Genomic DNA, 23,543 nt, shown 5'->3' with positions numbered 1-23,543 from the left:
TAAAAACAAACCCCGCTAGTAACAAAGTTGCTAGCGGGGTTTGTTGTTTTTAAGATCGTTCCTAACGTGGCGTTTAAGCCAGTTTAAACGTCGCTACTTTCGAGTTGAGATCCTCTGCTTGCGATTTCAGCTCAGCAGATTGATTCATCGATTCTTCGGCACCAATCACCAAGTGATCGGTCACATCTTTAATGGACGTGACGTTTTGTGTGATTTCATTGGTTACGTGCGTTTGCTCTTCGGCTGCGGTCGCGATTTGCGTTGCCATATCGCTGATCAACGCAACGGCCGCGTTGATTTCATCCAGAGCCAGTGCTGCGCGATCGGCATCTTCCACTGATCCTTGGGCAAGTTGAGAGCTTGTATCCATGATGGTCACAGCGCGTTGTGTGGTCTGTTGCAAAGTCTCGATCGTCGAGCGAATCTCTTCGGTTGAGGTGTGTGTGCGTTGTGATAGCACGCGAACCTCGTCTGCAACAACGGCAAAACCGCGGCCTTGTTCACCTGCACGCGCCGCTTCAATCGCCGCATTCAGAGCCAGTAAGTTGGTTTGCTCTGCGATGTCTCGAATCGTTGATAGCACGGTTGAGATGTCTTGCGCGTGCTGGTTGAGCTCGCCGATGACAACGCTCGCTTGGTTGACTTCAGAAGACAAATTGTTGATGGACGATTTGGAGTTGATCACCAGTTCATGACCATTTTGTGTGCTCGATGAAGAGTCTTGTGCGGCTTTGGCCGTCTGCTCTGCATGCGCTGCAATCTCTTGCGTTGCCGATGCCATTTCGGTCACAGCGGTCGCCACCATAGCAATTTCTTGTTGCTGATGGTTCAGATCAGAAACCGACTGATTCGCGCGAGTCGTGCTCAGCTCCGATTGTTGGCTCAGTTCTTCCGCTTGGTGACGAATGTGACCAATAAGTTGCTGCAAACTTTCAACGAACTGGTTGAAGTTTTCAGCCAGTTCACCAACTTCGTCACGGTTTTCTACTTTGATGCGTTGAGTCAGGTCGCCGCTACCGTTGGCGATTTGCGCGAGCGCATTCGAAACATTGTAGAGCGGACGGAACAAGATGTTACATAACAGGTTAAACAAAGCCACACAGATAACGACGACGATAGTGGTTGCGATGATTTGATCCCAAACAGCATCGTAAAGTGGGGCAACCAACGAGTTTTGATCTAACACTGTGACCGTTGTGAGTTTGGTGCCCTCAATATGGCGCGCGTAAACCACATATTCGGTGTTGTTAATCGAGACACGACGCTCTGTGCCGGAACGTGCGGCAGAGGTAATATCGCTGTTGTTTAGGCCCAGCTTGCTAACAGGTTGATTCAGCAGCTTACCGTCGTTATGGGTGAAAATATTGCCCTGATCGTTGGCAATAAACATATAGCCTTCACCCGGCAGGATCACTTGGTTGAGGCTGTTTAAAATATCTCCAATTTCGACATCCGCACCCAGAACGACGGTTTGACCATGTAGTTGCAGGGCTTTACCGAGCGACACGACGTTGGCCCCCGTGGCCGCTGCGACGGTTGGGTTATCCATAAAGACTTTCGATGGATTGGCAATGGCGTTGGTGTACCAACCCCATTTGCGTGGGTCGTTATTACCTGGTGGCAAAACCACCCCATTGGCGTTGTCTTGTGAGCCGTCTGGGTAAGCGAGAAAGACGTTATCAAACGCGCCAGAGTCTCGGACTTGTTTCAAGTGCGTAACCAGAGAACGCTTCTCTGAATCGGAAGAGAGTGACGTCAGTGCTCGCTCTTTTGAGAGTAACCAGTCCTTTACGTATTGATTGTAAGATGCGCTGGTGCTCTCTAGTCGTTGCGCGACTTCGACATCCAGTCTGTTTAATGAATCTCGAAAAGACAGCCCTTCTACCAGCACTCCCCCGAGAATGATGGCAGCACTGGCAGAGATTGCCAGTTTGTTTTTTAATGATAGATTTTTGAACATAAAGCGAATAATAGATCTTTGAATAATAGTTGTTGTGTTTTTATTCTCATCAGGACTCACCGAGCCGTTGAATATGCAGCAGAAAGTCAGATTCGAATCTGTTCAATAATTATATTTTATTGCTCAAAATAAATACTGACTCCATGTCGCGAATTTGAGTTTTACATCAAATAAGAAAAAGGCTTTTAAGCTGTGTTATTTATCTATTTGTAAAGTAAGGATTTGTCTATTTTTGTAAATGATAATTAATTTCATTAAAAGGTGATTTACGTCACGTTTGAGTAGTAAATAATCCATTAAAAATGTGAAGGTCATGGAACGAGGATTATATTGATCGGCTTAATCATTGTTATGGGCAATAGTTATGCGCAGTATATTGTTAGTCCCCGCGTTATTACTGTCAGGGTGTGCTCTGACACAACAATCGACGCCGATTCAGCCTGACGCCAACTGGCATGTCGACCAGTTATCGAACGGTATGAAATACCATCTTTACCCAACAAAAGACCAAGAAGTATCGGTCCGTTTGGTTCTGAATGTCGGCTCATTCCAAGAAGAAACCAATCAAAAAGGTTACGCTCACTTTGTTGAGCACATGGCGTTTAATGGCAGCACGCATTTTACCGGCAACGACGTTGTTAAACTTTTCGAGCAATCTGGTGGTAGCTTTGGTGCCGATATCAACGCCTTTACCACTTATCAGCAAACTTCTTACCAACTTGATCTTGCCAATAATACAAAGCTGGAAGATGCCCTGAAGTGGATGAGAGATATCGGAAACGGACTTCAGTTTGCTCCTAAACAAGTAGAGAAAGAAAAAGGGGTGATCCTTGGTGAATGGCGACGTGCTAACCCGGATGATAAGTCCTTTTCTATGCATGCTTATCAAGTGTCGATTGAAGGCACTATGTATGGTGAACACGACCCAATTGGTACTCGCGAAGCGATTCAAAATGCCTCATCAAGCAAGCTAAAAGCGTTTTACGACAAGTGGTACCAACCACAAAATGCCGAGTTGGTTGTGACCGGTAATATCGACGTGGATTCACTGTCCAATATTATCAAAAACAAATTCTCGAACTGGGAAAGCACGTCGGATACCGTAATAGAGAAGCGCCGCGATATTCGAGTGAACAACCAAAACCGAATCTTGCCAAGTAACACGATGGAATCACCAAGCCTTCATTTAGTGATTGAGCGTGGTCTAATTGGCAGCACTACGATTGAACAACAGCATCAAGTGTGGCGTGATGAAGTCGCAACACAGCTAATTCAACAACGTCTGATTCGTGTACTTAATGATGCCGCTGAACCTTTTCAGTATGCTTATGCCCAGCCTTACTATTCCAACTACCAGCGCATGATGTCGGCAGGTATTTCGTTTGGGCCTGAGCGTCGTGAACAAATGCATCAAACTTTCATCAGCACGTTGGCGTCACTGAGAGATTATGGTGCGACGCAATCTGAGTTAGAGAGCATCATGACAAATTGGCAAGGTGAGCTCGCAAATATTGATTCAGACTGGGACCAACGTAAGCCAAACAGTTATGCAGAAGCGCGCGTTTTCCAAATTGACCAAGGCAGTGTGAGTCAATCAAAAGAGAGTTACGCCCAGAGTTTGTCTGAATTCATCAACAACGAGAATCTAGAGAGCATTAACACGCAATTGAATGCCTTGTTGTCTGAGCAACCAATCTTTGTGATTGGGTTGGGGAAAAGTGAAACGTCAGCTCAGTTCAATGATGTATTTACCGATCTATACAGTGCCTACCTCCAAACTGGCGAAAAACCGTTAGAGATGTATGACAAAGTGGATGGATTCTTACAGCCTACTCAAGAAGGTACCATCACTAGCATGCGTCAGGAAGTGGGTGGCTTTCAAGTTTATACGCTATCAAACGGTGTCGAAGTGTGGTTCCAAAAAGATGCCAAAGCGGGTGGTCGAGCTTATATTTACTATGCGAGCCAAGGCGGTAAAGCCGCCGTTGATCCAGCGTTATATGCTGCGTATGAAATCGCCGCAACGACGGCGATACGCAGTGGGTTAGGGGCATTTTCTGGTTCAGAGTTAGACAGTTACTTACGCAAAAATAACATTGCGCTTAGCGCGATTCTTGATGCGACCAGTCACGGTTCACAAATTACCGCGCCAACAACGCATTTAACTTACGCGTTGAATGGACTATACAACCTAGCGACGGAGATTAAAGTCGACGAGCGCCAGATGGCGGCAGCAAAGCAAGAGTTTAAACAGCAGAGTGGCGCTTTTTTTGAATCGCCGATGGGAAAACTGATTCAGAAAGCAAACGGTAATTCTTATTTGCCGGGTAGTCGTCATCGTATAGTGTCCAGTGATGATGTTGAACAAGTGACTTCCGAGCAAATACTGGCGGTGCATGAGCAACTTTTCAAAACCAATGATGGTTTTAAGATGGTCATTGTGGCCAATGTCGAGCCGGAAGAAATTACGCCACTCTTGCGTAAGTATGTGGCCTCCATCGAGATGAAACCGGGTCGTTCGATTGATTACCATGTTGCGTTCAACACCGACGTGCCGGCGCGAACAGTCGTTGCGGATGGTCATGAACCTTCATCCTTGTATGTAATGCGTTTGACTAACACGAACGATTACCAACGTACGGCAAGGGATACGGTTATCGAAGATATTTTGCAACGTATCAGTAATGCGCGTGTCTTGGATATTGTGCGAGAAGAGTCTAGTCTCGATTACAGCCCAAATATTTACACCGTGACGCAAGATCGCGAACCAATCTCTGATTGGCTCTTGGAATCTCAAGTTGAGCCCGAAGACGTGGCAGTTTTAGATAGCAAGCTAGGCAAAATGTTTGATGACTTAGCTTCGAACATCACGCAAAAAGAAGTGGATACGGCAGCGAAGCAATTGGCGGTAGCTATGCAAGGATTAGATGATAACCCTGCTCAGCGCGCATGGTCGTATACTCGCTACTTAGTGCATGATTACGGCGTCGATGTGTTACTTGACGTTGAAAAAGCGGCTAAGAGTGTGACATTAGAAGAAGTGAAAGCGCATGCGAGAGCGGCTTTTGGTCCGCAAGCAAAGCGCTCGGTGATGATTTTAAACCCGGCCGAATAATCACTGTAGTTTCTGACGAAGCTTGTGTCTCTAGTAATAAAAAAGACGGCGTGAAAGCCGTCTTTTTTATGCACTTTAACCAAAGAGTTTACGCTGATTTACGCGCAGGCCGCTTTTCATTGTTGGTATTGTTTTCTTTCGTGCTGGCGTTCTCTTGAGTCTTCCCTTTCAGTGTCACCACTTCTTTTTCAGGTAATTCGGCCGCCTCACCAAAGAATTTACCACCAGGTTCGATGCTGAGGTTATTACTCCAGATCCTCCCACTTACACGTCCCTTGGCAAGTACTTGAATGTGTTCAGCGTGACAGTTACCATCCATCATACCATTGATGATCAGTTGCTTAGCGTAGATCTCACCGTTTACTCGGCCGCTTTCTGCAACGACGAGAGTGCCTTCTACATTAATTTGACCATCGACGATGCCATCAATCTGGACATCGTTTTCTACTTTGAGTTCTCCGCTAACAGCACAGCCTTTGGCGATGAGAGTTGAAGCTGCTGAGCTACTCGTTGTTCCACGGTTTTGATTAAAGATTCCCATCGTATTCTTCGCTCCTTAGTAAAAATGTCTTCGAAATCATTGAGGCTCCAATCGACAAATGGCTTCGGATTCAGTGCTCGCCCAACAAAACGCACCTCGTAGTGAAGGTGAGGGCCAGAAGAGAGCCCACTGTTGCCGGAAATTGCAATCAGTTGTCCTTTTTTGACGAACTGACCACTTTTTACTTTGAACTTTTTCAAGTGCGAATAAGAACTCGAAAAACCGAAAGAATGTTGCAGCCTGAGGAAGTTACCAGAGCCTTTATTGCTGCGGCGGGTGACTTCCACAACCCCATCTGCTGGGGCATAAACCTTAGTACCGGTATTCACGGCAAAATCGAGCCCGCGATGCATCTTAGCGACTTTTGTCACCGGATGAATGCGCTTACCGAAGCGAGAAGAGAGCCGCGCTTTACCGACCGGAGACCCGCTTGGTATTTGGTTTAACAACACCATGCGAACGTTCGACGTAATCGCCGCCGCATCAAGTCGAGCATCCAAATTATCCGTGGTAGTATGTTCTCCAACTCCAAGGACTTTCTCTAACTCTCCCAAACGCTCCGAAACAAGTTGTACTCGTTCTTCTCGCTCTGAGAGATCACTTTCCAGCTCGGATTTTAATGCTTTCAGTGTGCTGAGCTCTTCACCCATAGTGCGCGAATGTTCTGTCAATTCAGCTTGTTTTAACGCGGCATTATCGACGCGAGTGTACAAGTGATGAATTAAGATCGCGGTTGCGGCCAGAGCAATGACAAAAAAGCATAAAAACGTTTTTAGATTGCGTTGCATCCTTTTACTGAAGTACCAATGTCTGGAGCCATTGATGGTTGATATAGAGATCGTCAACTGGTCTTTCATCGTCTTCTACTGCTCGTATCTGGTATACGTCTCGTCACTGAGTTAATGGGAATGTAAGGAAAACGAACGGGGACCGCTAGAGGCAAATTGGAAAGAAGTGTCAGGCCGTGAGGCGTTTTCAGATATTAGATAAAAGACTCAATAAAGATTTAATATCCTAGCGCTTTTGGTCGTAGTTACTCCAAATCGCTTTATTGAACTGAAGATTTTGATTTGTAAGGTGGTTATCCGAGAAATTAGATTGTGAATATTGCCAATAGCATCCTCACGCAATTCAACTTACTTCACGGTTTACCTTATAAATGTTGGATAATTTATCAAACCGACATTCATTATATCGATAACTTGTTTATGATAGCGGTCGATATAAAGGTGCTATTCAAAGGCTTTAAACCTAAGCGTGATATTTCGCTTAGGAACACATAACTATGACAACGGAGTTGGTCGTGAAAAAACTACTATTGGCTACAGCAGTGGTCGCAGCTGCAGGGGGCGCTGGCTACCTGTACCAAAACAATACTACCTCGAGTGATTCAGTATCACTACTTTCGCAAGTTCCTGCGGATTCGCTCATGGTGACGTATCAGACGGAACCTTTTAATCATTATAAATACATGAATGCATTTGGCACGGCTAACCAAGGCTCGATTGCTGAACTTTTTGCCGATGAACCACTTTCTCCACAGCAACAGTTTGCCGTTAACTTGTTTGATGGATATCTGGAGAGCGCTGCATCGCCAGAAACGTTAAAAGCCTACTTAGGTACCGGAGAAAACATTAATCCTGTGTTGTACACAATCGGTATGGTACCAGTGTACAAATTGAAGATTGAAGACCCTGCAGCGTTATGGAAAACATTGGATCACGAAGAGCAGATGAGCGGTGCTAAGCACGAGCTGGTTAAACTTGGTGAAGTGGAGTTTCGTCGTTACGAGATGACAGATTCGGTTGACCCGCAAGATGGCATTGGCTTGGTTGTTGCCGTGGTTGACAACGTACTTACGTTAACGGTTGATATTCCGCAACTGGGTGTTCAAAACCCGCTTAAAATGGCATTGGGACTTGAGTCACCAAGTCAAAACATTGCGGAGAGTGGACGCCTAGCGGCGTTGCAGGCTAAATACGGCGAAAACAATAACTCTTTCGGTTACTTTGACCACCGTGAATTGGTTAAAGGTTTGACGACGAAAGATGGCAATATCTTTGCGCGTCAAGTCAGCATGCTGGATGCCATTGATCCTGAGCCGACTATTCAGGAGATGCGCTCACCAGCTTGTCATACAGAACTTACTCAAGTTGCAGAAAACTGGCCTCAATTCGTCGCATTTGCGGAATACAAGTTGAAAGGCGAGCAGGCATTCATTAAAGGTGCTTTTGTTGTTGAATCGAAAAATAAAGTGATTCTAGATGCGCTTAAGTCGATTCGTGGCGTTTTGGCAGAATCGAACAATGATAAGAGCTTCTTTAGCATGGCGCTTGGTTTAGACATTAATACGCTAGCGCCATCGATTGGTCAGATTTGGAGCGACTTGACTCAGCCTCAGTACCAATGTTCTTTATTGACTCAAATGCAGCAAGAGATGGGTGGCCAAAACCCAGCCGCAGCTGTGAGCATGGGCTCCGGCATGGTTAACGGCCTGAAAGGATTAAGCCTGCAAATGTTTGATATCCACGTTGACACTAATGCTCAGCACGGTGAAGTATTTAGCCAGCTAGATGGTATGTTGTCTCTATCTGCCAATGATCCAATGATGCTGATTCAAACCGCGCAAATGTTTGTCCCTGAGCTTGCTCAATTACAAATTCAGCCGGATAACCAGCCTGTTAATGTCAGTGACCTGCTCGAAATGCACACAGGCTTGAAGATGGATGTGTTTGCTCGCTTAAACGAAAACCATTTTACGCTCTACAGTGGTGAGAATGCCGAAGACGCGAGCAAAGAAGTGATGGCACAACCACTTTCTCCAAATGGCTTGTTCAGTTTTGACTTCGATTCAGAACGCATTTTGGAAGTGCTGGAAAGTGCATCAGCCGTGACTGGTGAGCCGTTACCTGATGATGTTATGAAAAGCTTACAAGGCGAGCTTGTTGGTGGTATGACGATGGATGTAACAGATCAAGGTATTGGTTTTGAGTTTGATTACCGTGGTGCGACCAAACCCGTGACGGTTGCACAGCAGTAAAACATCGAGTAGAAAAAGGCGGCACTGTGCCGCCTTTATTTCATCGTCGAACTCAGGTTTGTTTACCATCGAGTCGGACATTCATCAAGATTATGACTGCAACCAAACAGGGTTACTCCAGGCTGTGCTGCCGTCTTTATCTTCGACTTCTAAACTTATCCATCCCTCTGCGTCGCTAGGTATAGGTAGCGACAACTCTATGCGTTGAGTATCAACTTTCGGGTTAATCGTCAGGGTATTCAGCACGTTGCCGCCTTTACCGATCAATCGAATTTCTTTTAGACCATCGGCTGCAACGACGTGGATATCCCACGTATCGCCAGCTGTTGCTGTTTCACCAAACATAATGTTTTGCGGATAAAGAATAGGGCCTTGTGTTGCGTAGCCATGGCCGGCTTTAAGTGCTTGCGCAAACTTCGACGGCGTTAGCTCTCCATCGACTCTTGCCATCATTCGAATCTGCCCCGTGAGTTGGTTCCACGCATCGTGGGTGTCGGTTCCCGCCGTAAAGTACATTGCTTCACCTTGATCCCAGAGTTTATGTGCTTTCTTCAACGTTGGTTCATTGTCTACGCGCGCATTAAGCTCCATAAGGTCGAAGCGATCCGTTTTACCACCAGGGACTGCATTTTTAGCGATATTCGTAAAGTAGCCATAATCGTTGTATGGATGGTTCATCGGTACGACTTCAGCCCCCATCTCATGTACGGCGTCAAGTAACTTGTGAACGTCAGTGGTGCCAGGATCGACCGTTAGCTCGGCGCCATTGTCGATAGGAAATGGGTTCATATGTCCCCATGATGGCGAAACTTCGATTGACGGAATAAAAGGCACGCCACGTTTCGCAGATAGTTCTGCAAACTTCTGGTGGTTAATGGTTGAGTCATGATCGCTAATGAAAGTCAGATCAAGATCCGTTGCCAATTGAGCACGCACAACAATTTCTGGCGGAGTAACGCCTTCCAACACGTTGCCATGATGGTGTAAATCTGCGCCATACCAATGCTGACGGTTAGGAAACGTCACTTGAGGCACTTCTACTCGTTGCTTCGTCGTTTTACCGGACGTTAGAGTTACGTCTAATGTTTGGGTTTTAGCTGTAAAGCCTCCACCAGAGTTGATACCTAATTTGTATTGACCGGGTGCCAGTTTTAGCTCCGCATGACCTGCAGGCAGCAGATCGGTAAAGAAGGTGCGTTTACCCAAAAATTCAACCGGTGGCGCTTGACCTTCAAGGATGGTGATTCTCGCATCTTTGGCCAGACCTGATGTTGCCTCTTCAACTTGAAGTGAGAGAGTTGCTGGGCGTTTTAGAGACGTAAAATCGAGTGTTTGCTCGCTATTTCTCGCCACTTTAATCGATTGCAGCTTGCTGTTTGCGTGACCAGTCGCTGTGCCGTAGATTTGGTACTCACCCTCAGGCAGCGCCATGCTGTACTGGCCATCTTTGGCCAATGTCCAGGCATAGGGTTGTCCTTCTTTTTCGATCATCACGATGGCATCTTCAGGAATACGACCATTATCCGCGCGTAATTGGCCGTTGATGGTGCCTGTCGCTTGTCCTAGTCGGTCAGCTTCTGCCTTAACAATGGGAGCCATGTCTCCATTCGGAACCACTTGTAGTCGGGATTGGAAAGTGCGGCTTTCACTTGCTTTCAAGGTATGCCCCAGGTACATGTCACGACCATTGTATTTGACGCGATCAAAATAAGGAGTATGAAGTGCAAAGGCCCAGTCTCGATCATAAGCGACCATGCGATCGGCAAGGGCATTGTCGGCCATGGATTCTTCTTTCCCTTCCAACCCCGGCACGGCAAATTGGTAGCCCGTGTCTGGCCAAATGGTGTGCCCTGATTCTAATGCGAGATCTTTTTTACCTTGGTTGGTCATGACCGTTTTAAGCGCAATTGAGTCAGATCCAGAAGCGAGTGTATACCACGTTGTGATATCAACGTTATCGAAGTTGCGGCTCACTTTAATGACCGCTTTATTGTCGCTGTCTTCGATAATCTCAATGGATTTGCGATCATTCGGCCATGCGGACCAGCTGTTAGGAATGAAGTCAGCAAAGGCGACTCGGTCAAGATCTATTTTACCGTTCTTTACTGCTGCCAAATCGACCAATGTTCCTCGCGGTACGCCCCATGGTGGTGCTGATTCAACAGCGAGAGCGAAGGCGACATGTTCGTTTTGAACGGTAATGTCTTGAGCGTGTGTTGCTTCGCCATCGGGGATCGTGGTCTTTCCTTGTGTGATACTCACTCCCGCATGCGCTGAAGTTCCAAGCAAAAGGCCAGAGATTAAAGTTGCCACTGCACTTTTTGAAAAATTATGCATGAAGACACTTCCTTTTTTTCATGATTTATTATGTGAGTTGTCGATGGCATTGTGCGTTAACTTGATTAGACGTTCAATTAAAAAAGCGAAAGAGATGAAGAGGTCAACTCGTTACTATTATTGTTTTACAATTGATTTTTAAATATTAATTTTTGATTTTAAAGGTTTTTTGTTGTTTGGTTTGTTTTTGCGTAGAGTAATAAAAATATTTAGAACACTAATTATTTTGAGAGAAGTGTGAACGATTTTTGGCAGCATTGAGCAAACAAAATGATAACAATTACACTGTATATGTGAGAAAAAAGGTCAAGATGGCTCTGAGAACGCATATAATATTTTGAGTTCAATTTGACTTTTTATTCTTTATATTTGGGTTTTTATCTTGTGTCTAGCTAAAAGACCTCTAATAAAGATTGGAGCAAACATAGAGACAATATGTTTTTGAGTGAACTATATACGGTGGCAATATGTCGAAGACATATCAATTGATTGCTTGAGGTTTAGATGGGGTTTATTCGTAAATATAAACTGAGCATAGTTTTGTTTTTGAGTGGTGTGGCATGTTTAATTGCGTACCACGCTCAGGGCTCTTACGTAGATGAAAATGGCTTATTAGTAGAGCCATTTGGGTTTATCCCTTTGTTTTGGCTCTTTTTGGGGTTAGCCTTCGCCTCTTTTGTGGGCACTTTTTTCAAACACCGTAATCGTAATTAAAGAGCAAACGTGAAGTTTACTCCTTTATCTGAGGATGGGAGTATTGCTGATATTTTGGTAACTCTTTTCTTAGGTTACTAAATGTTGCTCGTGCACTTTGTTTTGATAGTTTGTTGATTAGCCAGATTGGCAAAAGGCCTCCGGGGTCAGCAAACGCTTTGTAGTCAATGAGTGTCGTGCCATTAGTGAGCTTTTGTAATTCCCAAGTTGCATCAACCGAACGAATGCGAACATAGCCCTTTTGTTCAGCAAGATATGAGTCTGGTGCGCTTTTGATTTTTATCGTGAACCCAAGCTCATCGACCCAATATTTAGAGTAGGTGAGCATATCACGATTTTTTGCAGGCCATGGCGCCGTAAATTGGGTATAAACGATGTTTTCGGTGGCTGATATTTGATTTAAAACCCGGCTATGACTGGCATTGTCAATCCAGTTCGGGATATTGTCACTATCTTCCAATAGCGTTAAAAATGCGCCATAGCTGGTGGGTGTGAACATCCGAGCACGAATCTCAACTAAACCGTCGGTATGCTCTCGAGAGTAGATAGTGATTCCGTTATCGTCACTATCAAATTGCCAGTACTCGTTGGCTTTCGCGGCGGTGCCAGCGGATATAAAAGTGGCGAGTAGTAGCGCGCCAATTCGTAAATGCAACATCATGTTAGTACCCGCCAACTTATTCTTAGTTAAAGCTTATACGATGTGTTCTTAATTATAAGGACAATAGTCAGTCTTTTCGTTACTGTTCTGAAGGTTGCTCTGCTCCAAAACCTCGTTGAATATTGGTGAGCGTTATTGCTGCAAACACCACAATAACGATTGATAGATGCCAGGCTTGGCTTAAACCAAGCTGTACCAATGTTAAGCTGACCAATGAGGATACGATCATTTGTCCACCTCCAGACATGGCTGCTGCAGCACCAGCCTGCTTTTTGTAGGGTTGCATTACCATGGCTTGCGCGCAAGGTAGAGCAATGCCGTTACCTAAGATCATTAATAGTTGGCCCAACATTAAATACAGCGGTTCTACCGAGCAGAAGAACAACCATATTGCAGCACTGAGATGCAGGAATGGACTACAAAGTAGCATTCTTTTGTTGCCGATAATTGGCCTTACTCGGTTACAAATCGTGGTGCCGCCTAACATACCTAAAGCGGGAATGAGTGCCCACATTGCGTATTGATCGGATGTCATGCCAATTTGGTCTTGCATGATAAATGGCATCACGGACACGGTCGTTATCATCAGGCTGAAGTTTAACCAACTGATGCTGGCAAAACTCATAAAGTAACGTGACGTCACCAAGTCTCGATACTGGAAAAGCATGTTGTGTGGTGATGGAATAACAGATCGTTTTGCTATGGTTTCTGTAAACTTAAAGGCGATGATTACCCAAGCGAGTGAGACATAACCTAGCAGTGAAATGAACACCATACTCCAACCAAAGTGGAAGTTGATAAAGCCGCCAATCACAGGCGCAATGAGTGGCGTGATCGAAGCTGCCATAGCGATATAAGACATGGCGACAGGGAGCTCATCACCGCTAAATCTATCCCGAGTCGATGCTCTCGCGAGTACCGCGCAGCACCCAGTTCCTAAGCCTTGTAGAAAACGCCCCATCACCATGCCTGTGAAGGTGTCACTGAGGAAAATGATCATTAATAGACCAGACATCGCGATGAGCAAGCCCGTCAGCAGCACTTTTTTTCGACCCAAAGCATCCGATACCGGACCGTAAATGAACTGAGAGGGACCAAAGCCGAGTAAGTAAATACTCACGAGCAGTTGGGCTTGATCAAGGGAGATAGAAAAGTCTTTTGCGATCCATGGCAAAGAGGGCATAACAAGCCCCATGCTCAATTGGCCAACACTGATAATAAGACAGGCGAGTAAGATAGTGCGAAAGTTGATTGGGCGACTCATGATGGATCACCATCAGAATAACCTCTTTGCTTTCGTGTTCTGAGGCAGCCTTCATCATCCACTTCATTTAACTTAGATTTGACGCGTTTTACGGTAGATAGGCTGACATCACACTGCTCCGAAACACTCTTCAACGTATAGCCTTCTAACAGCAACGTTGCGATCTGTTGGTGTTTAGTTTTGTCTGCTGGACGCCCGCGAAATTTCTGTTTCCACAAATCTGGATGCTCTTTAATGGCTTGTCGCCCTTGCTCCGCTGCAAACAGACGGTGCTCAGTCTGCACTTTTCCATATCCAGACAACACGGTGAGTAGCGTTTGAGTTTGAACAGAATCCGGTTCAAATGTGAGTGGCTCGCAAACGGTTTTCAGTGTGACCCCTTTTGCTAGTAACACTTTGATTGTATTTAACGCCTGACTAAAATCTCGACCAAATGCCGTTAGCCACCAGAGCACAATCGTATCACCTGCTTTGACGATATTGAGTAGCTGTTGGAAAGCTTCTCGTTCTGCTGGAGGCATGCAACCGCGAACCTTATCCTCAAAATGTTGGGCGTCAGGCACGAACGCTTTTAGGACACCGAGGTGCTCTTGATAAGCTCGATTCTTTGGCGAGTAACGTGTGTAAAGATAAGTAGCCATATGGACTATACGCCTTTTTAATTTGGTTCATATACTGTAATGGCTCATAAATATACAGAGGTTCATTAATGCTTACAACACTAAATGGACCCGAAGTCGTTAACGGACTTCGGGTCTTTTACTATTAAAGTCGTGTATATAAGCTTTCAGGGCTATTGCTCTATGATTGCTCCAATTTCGGCTGGTAATGCAAAATTACCATCGAAGTAGGTGATAGCAAAACCTCGCCTTCAGCATGTCCTGGATTGAGGTTACGTACGTTTGTGTCGCAGATCGTTACCCATTCTTGCTTTCGCTCATTAGGGAGCTTAAAGCGCGCTGTAGCGTTAGTTTGGTTGATGAGATAGACCAGCTCTTGTCCTTCTTTACCGATGCCAAGGTGAAGTGCGACAGAGCTTAAACGGTTCCAATCATCATGCTCCATTAAGCGACCGTCTGTTCGGCGCCAGAAAATGCGGTTGTTATTGCGGTTTTCGCCACTGAAAGCTCGGATAAATGGCACCATGTATTGATTTCGGTTGGCGACCATTTGTGACATCCACGTTTTGAAATGTTGCTTACGCTCCGTTTCTCCCCAGTTAAGCCAACTGGTTTCGTTATCTTGGCAATAGGCATTATTGTTACCGCCTTGGGTGTGAGACAGCACGTCAGCAGTGAGGATGTGTGGGATTCCAAAAGCAAACAGCAAGCTGGCAATAAGGTTGCGTTTTTGCTTCTCACGCGTGGCGATGATCATCAGGTTTTCCGTCTCGCCTTCGACACCGTAGTTTTCTGAGCGATTGTCACCGTGGCCGTCGCGATTTTCTTCGCCATTAGCTTCGTTATGTTTGTGCTTGTAAGACACTAAATCTTGCAGTGTGAAGCCATCGTGATACGTGATGTAATTCACCGTGAGTTTGTATGGCCAGTTCGCTGCACTATAAATGTCACGAGAGCCCATTAATCGAGTGGCAAACTCTTTTAAATAGCCTTGATCACCGCGCCAAAAACTGCGGGAAATATCACGCAGTTTGTCATTACACTCGTTCCAGCCAAATGGAAAGTTACCCACTTGGTAGCCATTTGGACCAATATCCCAAGGTTCGGCAATCAATTTGGTTTCACGCAAAATTGGGTCTTGCGCGACGGCTTTAAAGAAAGCCGCTTCTGGGTTGTAATCATCGCCCTGTCGACCTAACGTTGCAGCCAAGTCAAAACGGAAGCCATCGACTTTAAATTCGCTAACCCAGTAGCGCAATGTATCCATTACAAGGTTTAAAGCGGGTTGATAGGTGAGATCGACCGTGTTGCCACAACCAGTGTAATTTGCGAAGTGGTTGCCATGTTTGATGTAAAAACGGGAATCGAGCGCTTTCAGGTTGAAAATTGTAGGCCCTTCCCCCCCCTCTGCGGTGTGGTTGTAAACTACGTCGAGAATCACTTCGATGCCGTTTTTGTGCAGTTCTCGAATCGTTGTTTTGAGCTCTGTGACGGCGTCTTTTTCTGCATAGCGCGGATCAGGCACCATAAAGAGATAAGGGTTGTACCCCCAATAGTTGACCTTTTCCATCTCTAGTAGGTGAGGCTCATGCATGCACGCAGCGACAGGTAGCAATTGCAGCGTGTTGATGTTTTGCTGTTCATAAAAGGCCAGCATTTCAGGTGACGCTAGACCTAAATAGCGCCCCTTCAGTTTGTCCTCAACTTCTGGGTGGAGTTGGGTAAGCCCTTTGACGTGTGTCTCAAACAACACCATCTCTTCTCTGGGTATACGCGGATGATCCGTATCTTGCCAGTCAAAATTATCTTCGATAACGATGCACTTCGGCATATCGAAACTTTTGGCTGGAGAGTAGGGAGGGTGGTAGTGGAGGGCTTTATCAATTGACTTTGCGTAAGGGTCAGAAATTAATAGTGGCTCTTCCTTGTGGGAGACAAGGTAACCGTATTTTTGCCCCGGCTTAATATCCGGAATAAAAGTATGACGTATGCCAGCGTATTCATTCGGTAAATCATGAAGCGCGTAACTGCCATCGTCTGCAAACAGGGCGAGTTTTATGTCTTTATTCCCTGGTGCGTGAATAGAGAAGTTACAACCTTCTTTATTTACAGTTGCACCCAAGGGGTAAGGGCGAGAGAGAAGTCGTGTCATCGGAGATACTTTATTTAATATTTATTGCTACCTTTAGGAAACTATAAGTTAAAAACTTTGTCTTACTAAGGTCAACCACCCTAAATATAAAAATATTCATGTAATTTAATTACTTTATGTGACGGCTTAGAGTCAAAAATATGAAATGGCTATCACTTTGTAGCGGCTCAAAACCGAATAAACTTACTAATTCCTCCCTAGATTGGTGATCTGACTCGAAAAAACACCATTCGGTAAATTTTCTACTCCCTTCTCATCCCCCCTAAATTAGTTTGGGGCGGAGGAAGTCATCCCTGTACGCCTCGGGTAATCTCATAACTGTTGAAACAAACGGGGATTCGTTCCCATCTTACCTCTCTTTCTTTAGGTGTGTTTTTACTGCCTATATTCACCTAAAAGAGTGAGCAGGGAAGACAGAATTATAAATACCCTTAATGGAGTTAAGAATGAAAAAAGTAAGTGCAATTGCTGCTGCTGTGGCTGCAACTTTAGCTGCTGGTTCTGCGTTCGCAGTGGATTTCCACGGTTACATGCGTGCTGGCGTTGGCGTGAACGCTGACGGTGGTCAACAATTAACATTCGAAAAGAACAAGATCGGTCGTCTAGGTAATGAAAGCGATATCTACGGCGAGATTCAACTAGGTAAAGAAGTTTACAACAACAACGGCAAAACGTTCTACGTAGACTCTATGGTTGCAATGACTTCTAATGGTTCAAACGACTGGGAAAGCACTTCTGCTAACTGTGGTTTGGATAACGGCGAAGTGAAATGTGTTGACGATGCACAATTCGCACTACGTCAATTCAACGTTCAAGCTAAAGGCCTACTAAACTTTGCTCCAGAAGCAACACTTTGGGCTGGTAAGCGCTACTACCAACGTCACGACATTCATATCTCTGACTTCTACTACTGGAACATCTCTGGCGCGGGCGCTGGTGTTGAAGGTATCGAAGCTGGTCCAGGTAAAGTTTCTTTCGCTTGGGTTCGTAACGACCGTGGCGATATCGCAGATCCAGGTAACGATGGCGGCGATACAAACGTTAACACTCTAGACGTACGTTATGCAGGTCTTCCTCTATGGGACAACGGTTCTCTAGAAATGGGCTTGAACTACGCAATCCTTAACGAAACTGACGCTGCGCCAAACGGCACTAAAGATGCGAAAAACGGCGTAATGTTCACAGCAGAATTGACTCAAGGTCTAGACGCTGGTTTCAACAAAACAGTGCTTCAGTACGGTACTGAAGGCTACTCAAAAACAATGGCATTCTACGGCGACGGTAGCTGGTACGGCGCAGAAGCTGATAACGGTGCATCTGGTTACCGCCTAATCAACTGGGGTGTAATCGGCATGGGTGACAGCTGGGAAATGGGTCACCAGTTAGTTTACGGTGTTGGTGAAGACATGTGGGCTGGCCAAGACAAGTGGGAAACAATGTCTGTTGTAGTTCGTCCAATGTACAAATGGGATGACAACCACAAAACTATCTTCGAAGCTGGTTACGCTATCGATGATAACGACGGCGACGAAAACAAATACGGTAAGCTAACTGTTGCTCAAGCATGGTCTGCTGGTTCTAGCTTCTGGGCTCGTCCTGAAATCCGTGTTTACGCTTCTTACCTAACGGCTGACAAAGAAGACAACTCTAACACATTTGACAACGGTCGTTCAGACGATACGTTCCAATTCGGTGTACAAGCTGAAGCTTGGTGGTAATCATCTAACCACTAAGTCCTAAATTGTCCTAGAATGATACAGCCAGAACTTATCTGGCTGTATTTATTTAAAAAACAATAAAGAGTCGAGGTAGACAGTAATGAAAAAATGGCTTGCTCCCGTACTGCTGGGCATGTTGGCTACTGGTTGTGCGTCCGTAGAACAAGTAGAGATGAGTCCAAAAGATCAGCAACAAGTGATCACTCAATCGGGTGATATTCAATGGGTAACGGTTGATGTACCTGTGGTTACTGAATTCGCTTTGACTAATAAAAGCCAAATGCTGTTGGATGGTAACAGTGCTGGCGCTATTGCAGCGTTTGCTCTTCCGGGCAACCGTGGCAGTCTCGATATCAAATTAGAGACATTCGTAAGTAAAGAACTTCAATTTTATGCTCCTAATGTCGCAGTGATGAACTCGGCAGGAGAAACCATTTACCAAGCAGATTTCTCAAAGTTTAAGTACGAACCAGCAAAACTGTTGGACAATGATAAATTCGTACTTGATCTCAATGTGATTCCAGACATGACAGGTAACGATCTGCATGTATTGGTGTACACGACTTCCGCTGATCTAAAAGGCAGTACGCAAGTTCTGCATCCTGCAAAAGCCTTCGCCATGGCGCGCCACACTCAGCCGCCAGATATTGCAGACCCTTTAGCGAAACACAGCCCACTGGGTCAGTTCCGTTTGTCGGTATCCGCAAATGATATCGTGAATACCAAGATTGTTGCGAAAAACGACAACATTCCTCAAGGTACGGATCTCACTAGCTACTACCACAGCTCAATTGAAGCGGCAGTGGCAGCGAACGATATTCCGAAAGCACTCACCTTGCTCGATGAAGCAAAAGAACTGGGTATTGAAGGTGCGCAACAAGTGTTTGTGAAAGCCGTAAATAAAAAATAATTGAATATAAAAGGCCAGCAAAATGCTGGCCTTTTTTCATAGAATATAAACCAATAAAAATACCCCTACATAGAGTTATCTTATTCACATAATTATTTTTATTGTTTTGTTTTTTATATTGGTTAGATCAATAATTATTGACAGTTCCTAACTTATTTTTTGTACTTAGGAAATAAATAAACTTCTCGAAGTAATTTAAATTCGCAATCCGACGATATTTATTTAGCGTTTGATATTTCCATTTTAATAACGATTAATATTTCTTTTAAACGTTGAGTTTATTTTGCTTTGGATATACTAAAAAGGAATTACGTGAAATGAACATGATGAAGACCTCTCTTGCTGCTGCCCTACTTGTTGCCTTAGTGGGTTGTCAATCGACTGCAGAACCAGAAGCGGCCGCAGAGCCCGTTGTGAATATGTCTCAAGACGAAGTGGTTGCTTTCATGAAAGCGTGTGACAACCTAGATAGCACGGCGAAAGGACCAATTTCTAAACCACTGTTTGTGGTGGGTACGTTTGCGGATTCCGACTGGAAACACGTGCCTCAACGTCAATACACCTACAAAGGGAATAACTTCTACCAAGCTGTAGTTCAAGAAAAAGTAGGTTCCTACAAAATGCAGTATGCGACCGAGTTGTGGTTCCCACAATTTACCGCTAAAGGGAATCGAATGAACGTTGGTGAATTAACACCACTAACATTTGGTGGTTACGGTACAGATACTTCTGTTGATATTAAAGAAGATGGTAAATATGTCTGGAGCCTTCAATTTGAAGGAAAAGGCAAACCGCTTCATGTTATGGTAAATAAGTGTCAATAATATTCCATTCAGTTATTTAAAATCTGTTTTTATTTATTAACCCCTACATGGGAAGCATGTTGGGGTTAATTTTATTACTCAAATGTTTGTAGGTTATTTGAGTAAGTTAGGGAGAATAAAATGCGTAACGTCCGACGTAACCATCGCCTGTATCGATCGCTGCTTGGGTTAAGTGTGATTGGTGCTTTATCTGCGTGTAATTCTTCTGGTGGTGGCGATACTAATAGCAGCACTCCGCTACCGGATACCAGTTATGCTTGCCAAGCCAATGTCATGGCGCAAAGTAACCAACTTCGTACTTATCAAATCATGGTCGAGAGTTTTGTGGATGGTGATGCAAGCATTGGTCACGGTACGGGCTATGGCACCAGTCACCATAATGGCGATTTGCAAGGGGTGATTGATTCACTTGATTACATCCAAGATTTAGGGATGAACGCGATTTGGTTGACGCCGATTTTTGAGTCTGAAGCGATAGCAGGACAAGATCACTGGGCCGATCGTTTGGACGCCACGGGCTATTTTGCGACAGATTACTTTAAGATCGACCCAAAATTTGGTGATTTAGCGACCGCGAAAACCCTGGTCGATGAAGCACACAAACGCGGCTTATACGTGTTTTTTGATGGCGTATTTGGTCATCACAAAGATGGTTTGATCAAACCATCTCCCTCCGGCTTGTTGCCATCAGGATCGAGCAACCCCGTTGATTACCCAGCCAGTCTCGATTTCTACAAAGAAGTGGCAACGTATTGGATCAAAGAACTGAAGATTGACGGCTGGCGTTTAGATCAAGCCTATCAAGTTCCGACAGACGCTTGGACACAACTTCGTAAAGCTGTCGATGAAGCCTCGCAAGGTGTCACGTACACCAATAGCAAAGGCGAACAAGTGAATCCGTTGGGTTACATGGTGGCAGAGATTTGGAAAGGGGAGTATGAGATCGCGAATGAGGCGTATGGATCGAACAGCGATCCAGCATTGTGCTCTGCATTTGACTTCCCGATGCGCTATCGCATCGTAGAAACTTTGGCCGTGAATGAGAGCGGCGTGGGTGGTCGCGGTGTGGATTGGCTAGACAACGGCTACAGCACACACAACCAATATCCAACGCATGCGCAACCGAATTTGATGATCGGCAACCATGATTTAGTGCGCTTTGGTGACTTGTTGCAACGCGGAAACTTGGCGGATGTGAATGATGCAGAATATTGGTTACGCCATAAAGCTGCGTTTGCCTTCCAAGCTGCCTACACTGGGCCAATCACGCTGTACTACGGCGATGAAATCGGGGATCAAGTGGATGGTTTTGCCGCAAAAGAAGACAACAACACCTGCGCCATTCAAGGTTTGTGCGATGATCACGTTGCGCGCAGCAGTGCAAAAATTGAAGGTGTGACGGCGACACTTGACGCAAACCAAGCCGATCTCAAAGCTTACGTGAAATCGCTGATGACGATGCGCAGTGCGCACCCAGCATTGTATCAGGGGTCACGCACGAATTTAGTTGCGAGTAACGGCAGTTATGTGGACTTGAAACAATCTGGTACAGACAAAGTACTGTTTGCGCTAAACACTTCGAAAAGCGCGAGAACAATTATTCTTAATCAGGAAAGTGTTAGTACTGGTGAGTTGGTGGATCTGCTCACGAATGAAAAAATTACGCCAAGCAATGGTCAATATCAAATTCCGATGTCGCCATTACAAGGTCGATTCTTTGCGGTTACACCCTAGGAAGTATCCAGAATCACCGCTCATCAGTTGAGCTGACCAGAAGCTTTTCTCATACACAAGCCAAGTGTTGTTGCTGACCCCCATAGGCGCACACTTGGCTTTTTTCCGTCCGTTTTACTTTTCCCTTAATGGTTTTCCAACGATGTAGCCAACAGGTTGCTTCGCTTTTTGCATTGGCGTTTGTTTTCGGCAGGTAGATATTTGTGAGATAAGCTGCACATTAAAAAGTAAATTAACACTTGTGCAACGTAAAAGTGTGACCGAAGGATTACTTATGCCTTACTAATATGTTTATCGTGTTTGGGATTTACATAACTAATGGAAAAGTATAATGAAATCCATAACGAAACCCCTCTGTCTTCTTGCTGTTATTAGCTCTCCGCTTGCATATAGCCAAATTCTCAATGGTGACTTTGAACAGTGGAATGGCAGTGCGCCTACGCAGTGGTCAGTGATTGACGCTGGCATCGCGGTGTCGCCAAGCAGCGAACAAATCAAATCGGGCGGCCTGGCTGCTCAAGTCGTCGTGAATACAGGTACCCAAAGCAACACTGACCTTTTGCAAACCATTAATGTGGAGCAAGGGAAAACCTATCCGTTTTCTGTCTCGGTTTATCACACCGAAGGAAATGTAAAAGCACGTCTGGTGGTTGATGGTTATCACAATTACTCAGATCCGCAGCAGGTAAACCAGTGGCAAGAGCTGGCGCATAACTATACTGCGAGTTTGAACAAGACCATCAATGTCGGGTTGCGTTTTTATGATGAGGCCGGTTTTGACGGCTCAGAAGTTGTCTACATCGATAATTTTCAACCGACCGAGACAAGTACACAACCTCCTGTAGAAAGTTGTAGTGATCATGAAGTGCTTCTTACACTCACGACGGACAACTATGGCTCAGAAACTAGCTGGGAGTTGAAAAATAGCCAAGCGCAAGTGCTTTTCTCTGGTCAGGGGTATGAGTCGTCAACCACTGTTGAAAAGACCATGTGTTTAGCCGATGGTAACTACCAATTTACGATTCAAGACAGCTATGGCGACGGCATTTGCTGTGGCAATGGTTCGGGGTCTTACGCGTTGAAGGTGGGAGATAAGACTCTTGCTTCTGGCGCTGAATTCTCGAAAAGCGAAATCACCGACTTTACGTTAGGTGACTCAACCTCAACCCCACCAGTGGTTGATGGTTACTACCAAGCGGCGTCTGGCAAGACGGGCTACGCTCTAAAAACGGCGCTGTTTAACATCATCAACAACCACACTAGCCGAGGTTATTCTGCGGTGTGGACCTTGGTAAAAGATGCCGATATTGATCGTTATTACGAAAATGATGGCTCTATTCTCGATATGTATTCAGAGAAACCTGCGGGCACTGATGCTATCAGCTTCACGAAAGTGACAGACCAATGTGGTCAATATAGCCAAGAAGGGGATTGCTACAACCGTGAACACTCGTTCCCGAAAAGCTGGTTTGGCGGCAAAGTTGAGCCGATGAACTCCGATGGTCATCATTTGTTTGCGACCGATGGCTATGTGAACGCGAAGCGCAGTAACTGGCCATTTGGTGAAGTTGCCACCGCGACGTACGTGTCTAGTAATGGTTCTAAACTTGGTCAAGCAAGTACTAGCCTAGGTTATTCCGGTACGGTGTTTGAGCCGATCGATGAGTTTAAGGGCGACTTCGCCCGTGCTTATTTCTACATGGCAACCCGCTATGAAAATGTTGTAGGTAACTGGGAAGGCAATTCAAGCAATGCGGATGCTGTGCTTGATGGTTCAAGTTCAACGGTTTTTGAACCTTGGATGTTAAATATGCTGAAACGTTGGCACAAAAATGATCCGGTTAGTGAAAAAGAACAAAACCGCAATCAACAAGTGTTTGAGTTTCAGGGCAATCGCAATCCATTCATTGATCACCCTGAGTTTGTTGAACAGATTTGGGGAAACTAACACCT

At 45.2% G+C, this 23,543-nt stretch carries 16 protein-coding genes; 8 read left to right on the top strand and 8 right to left on the bottom strand.

Going from position 1 to position 23,543, the window contains the following annotated elements:
- Nucleotides 1–73: 73 nt before the first annotated feature.
- Entirely contained in the window at nt 74–1,960 is a 1,887-nt protein-coding gene (locus FR741_RS23110) for a methyl-accepting chemotaxis protein (protein WP_167427814.1), read from the bottom strand.
- A 364-nt stretch (nt 1,961–2,324) separates the two neighbouring features.
- Between FR741_RS23110 and FR741_RS23105 the strand changes: the two genes are divergently transcribed.
- Nucleotides 2,325–5,075 (top strand): M16 family metallopeptidase, encoded by a 2,751-nt coding sequence (locus FR741_RS23105; RefSeq protein ID WP_167427813.1) that lies wholly within the window; start codon nt 2,325–2,327, stop codon nt 5,073–5,075.
- A gap of 88 nt (nt 5,076–5,163) precedes the next feature.
- Here the strand turns inward: FR741_RS23105 and FR741_RS23100 are convergent, their stop codons facing one another.
- Complete coding sequence (locus FR741_RS23100) at nt 5,164–5,616, bottom strand: bactofilin family protein (protein ID WP_074190324.1); 453 nt, start codon at nt 5,614–5,616, stop codon at nt 5,164–5,166.
- Nucleotides 5,520–6,473, bottom strand: coding sequence for a M23 family metallopeptidase (locus FR741_RS23095; protein WP_005395595.1), 954 nt, complete (start codon nt 6,471–6,473; stop codon nt 5,520–5,522). Before FR741_RS23095 ends, FR741_RS23100 begins: the two co-directional genes overlap by 97 nt.
- Before the next feature lie 428 nt (nt 6,474–6,901).
- Here FR741_RS23095 and FR741_RS23090 point away from each other — a divergent pair, with 428 nt between their 5' ends.
- A complete protein-coding gene (locus tag FR741_RS23090; RefSeq protein ID WP_174856114.1) occupies nt 6,902–8,656 on the top strand; it encodes a hypothetical protein in 1,755 nt (584 codons plus the stop codon).
- A gap of 90 nt (nt 8,657–8,746) precedes the next feature.
- On the opposite strand, the gene FR741_RS23085 is transcribed toward FR741_RS23090, so the two are convergent.
- On the bottom strand, nt 8,747–10,993 hold the full coding sequence (locus tag FR741_RS23085) for a CehA/McbA family metallohydrolase (protein WP_167427811.1): 2,247 nt from the start codon (nt 10,991–10,993) through the stop codon (nt 8,747–8,749).
- Between the two features lie 504 nt (nt 10,994–11,497).
- Here FR741_RS23085 and FR741_RS23080 point away from each other — a divergent pair.
- Nucleotides 11,498–11,707 (top strand): DUF3955 domain-containing protein, encoded by a 210-nt coding sequence (locus tag FR741_RS23080; protein WP_104972970.1) that lies wholly within the window; start codon nt 11,498–11,500, stop codon nt 11,705–11,707.
- 16 nt (nt 11,708–11,723) lie between these two features.
- On the opposite strand, the gene FR741_RS23075 is transcribed toward FR741_RS23080, so the two are convergent.
- The 4 genes from FR741_RS23075 to glgX all read right to left on the bottom strand — a co-directional run bounded on the left by FR741_RS23075 (nt 11,724) and on the right by glgX (nt 16,404).
- Nucleotides 11,724–12,368, bottom strand: coding sequence for an START domain-containing protein (locus tag FR741_RS23075; protein ID WP_174856113.1), 645 nt, complete (start codon nt 12,366–12,368; stop codon nt 11,724–11,726).
- A 79-nt stretch (nt 12,369–12,447) separates the two neighbouring features.
- Nucleotides 12,448–13,632: a multidrug effflux MFS transporter gene (locus FR741_RS23070; protein ID WP_167427810.1), complete on the bottom strand. Its 1,185-nt coding sequence runs from the start codon at nt 13,630–13,632 to the stop codon at nt 12,448–12,450.
- A complete protein-coding gene (locus FR741_RS23065) occupies nt 13,629–14,273 on the bottom strand; it encodes a recombinase family protein (protein ID WP_167427809.1) in 645 nt (214 codons plus the stop codon). Before FR741_RS23065 ends, FR741_RS23070 begins: the two co-directional genes overlap by 4 nt.
- A 160-nt stretch (nt 14,274–14,433) precedes the next feature.
- Complete coding sequence (gene glgX / locus FR741_RS23060; RefSeq protein WP_167427808.1) at nt 14,434–16,404, bottom strand: glycogen debranching protein GlgX; 1,971 nt, start codon at nt 16,402–16,404, stop codon at nt 14,434–14,436.
- A 446-nt stretch (nt 16,405–16,850) separates the two neighbouring features.
- On the opposite strand from glgX, the gene FR741_RS23055 reads away from it, so the two are divergent.
- The 5 genes from FR741_RS23055 (at nt 16,851) to FR741_RS23035 (ending at nt 23,538) form a co-directional block, all read left to right on the top strand.
- Nucleotides 16,851–18,122, top strand: a complete 1,272-nt coding sequence (locus tag FR741_RS23055) for a maltoporin (RefSeq protein WP_006740823.1) — start codon at nt 16,851–16,853, stop codon at nt 18,120–18,122.
- Between the two features lie 100 nt (nt 18,123–18,222).
- Nucleotides 18,223–19,032, top strand: coding sequence for a MalM family protein (locus tag FR741_RS23050; protein ID WP_167427807.1), 810 nt, complete (start codon nt 18,223–18,225; stop codon nt 19,030–19,032).
- Between the two features lie 317 nt (nt 19,033–19,349).
- The gene (locus FR741_RS23045; protein ID WP_167427806.1) at nt 19,350–19,856 is read left to right on the top strand and encodes a glycosidase; all 507 of its coding nucleotides are present in this window, start codon (nt 19,350–19,352) and stop codon (nt 19,854–19,856) included.
- 120 nt (nt 19,857–19,976) lie between these two features.
- Nucleotides 19,977–21,590, top strand: coding sequence for an alpha-amylase family glycosyl hydrolase (locus FR741_RS23040; protein WP_167427805.1), 1,614 nt, complete (start codon nt 19,977–19,979; stop codon nt 21,588–21,590).
- Nucleotides 21,591–21,921: 331 nt separating this feature from the next.
- Nucleotides 21,922–23,538 carry an endonuclease gene (locus tag FR741_RS23035; protein ID WP_167427804.1) on the top strand — a complete coding sequence of 539 codons (1,617 nt, stop codon included), beginning with the start codon at nt 21,922–21,924 and terminating at the stop codon, nt 23,536–23,538.
- Nucleotides 23,539–23,543: the final 5 nt, after the last annotated feature.

It is taken from the genome of Vibrio diabolicus, assembly GCF_011801455.1.
Taxonomy (GTDB): domain Bacteria; phylum Pseudomonadota; class Gammaproteobacteria; order Enterobacterales; family Vibrionaceae; genus Vibrio; species Vibrio diabolicus.
This window is presented reverse-complemented; position numbering and strand designations above follow the sequence as displayed.

What these genes read in the sequence shown, in the direction of transcription:
- FR741_RS23110 (WP_167427814.1), bottom strand. Translation starts at nt 1,960, where the DNA reads ATGTTCAAAAATCTATCATTAAAAAACAAACTGGCAATCTCTGCCAGT.
- FR741_RS23105 (WP_167427813.1), top strand. Translation starts at nt 2,325, where the DNA reads ATGCGCAGTATATTGTTAGTCCCCGCGTTATTACTGTCAGGGTGTGCT.
- FR741_RS23100 (WP_074190324.1), bottom strand. Translation starts at nt 5,616, where the DNA reads ATGGGAATCTTTAATCAAAACCGTGGAACAACGAGTAGCTCAGCAGCT.
- FR741_RS23095 (WP_005395595.1), bottom strand. Translation starts at nt 6,473, where the DNA reads ATGAAAGACCAGTTGACGATCTCTATATCAACCATCAATGGCTCCAGA.
- FR741_RS23090 (WP_174856114.1), top strand. Translation starts at nt 6,902, where the DNA reads ATGACAACGGAGTTGGTCGTGAAAAAACTACTATTGGCTACAGCAGTG.
- FR741_RS23085 (WP_167427811.1), bottom strand. Translation starts at nt 10,993, where the DNA reads ATGCATAATTTTTCAAAAAGTGCAGTGGCAACTTTAATCTCTGGCCTT.
- FR741_RS23080 (WP_104972970.1), top strand. Translation starts at nt 11,498, where the DNA reads ATGGGGTTTATTCGTAAATATAAACTGAGCATAGTTTTGTTTTTGAGT.
- FR741_RS23075 (WP_174856113.1), bottom strand. Translation starts at nt 12,368, where the DNA reads ATGATGTTGCATTTACGAATTGGCGCGCTACTACTCGCCACTTTTATA.
- FR741_RS23070 (WP_167427810.1), bottom strand. Translation starts at nt 13,632, where the DNA reads ATGAGTCGCCCAATCAACTTTCGCACTATCTTACTCGCCTGTCTTATT.
- FR741_RS23065 (WP_167427809.1), bottom strand. Translation starts at nt 14,273, where the DNA reads ATGGCTACTTATCTTTACACACGTTACTCGCCAAAGAATCGAGCTTAT.
- glgX (WP_167427808.1), bottom strand. Translation starts at nt 16,404, where the DNA reads ATGACACGACTTCTCTCTCGCCCTTACCCCTTGGGTGCAACTGTAAAT.
- FR741_RS23055 (WP_006740823.1), top strand. Translation starts at nt 16,851, where the DNA reads ATGAAAAAAGTAAGTGCAATTGCTGCTGCTGTGGCTGCAACTTTAGCT.
- FR741_RS23050 (WP_167427807.1), top strand. Translation starts at nt 18,223, where the DNA reads ATGAAAAAATGGCTTGCTCCCGTACTGCTGGGCATGTTGGCTACTGGT.
- FR741_RS23045 (WP_167427806.1), top strand. Translation starts at nt 19,350, where the DNA reads ATGAACATGATGAAGACCTCTCTTGCTGCTGCCCTACTTGTTGCCTTA.
- FR741_RS23040 (WP_167427805.1), top strand. Translation starts at nt 19,977, where the DNA reads ATGCGTAACGTCCGACGTAACCATCGCCTGTATCGATCGCTGCTTGGG.
- FR741_RS23035 (WP_167427804.1), top strand. Translation starts at nt 21,922, where the DNA reads ATGAAATCCATAACGAAACCCCTCTGTCTTCTTGCTGTTATTAGCTCT.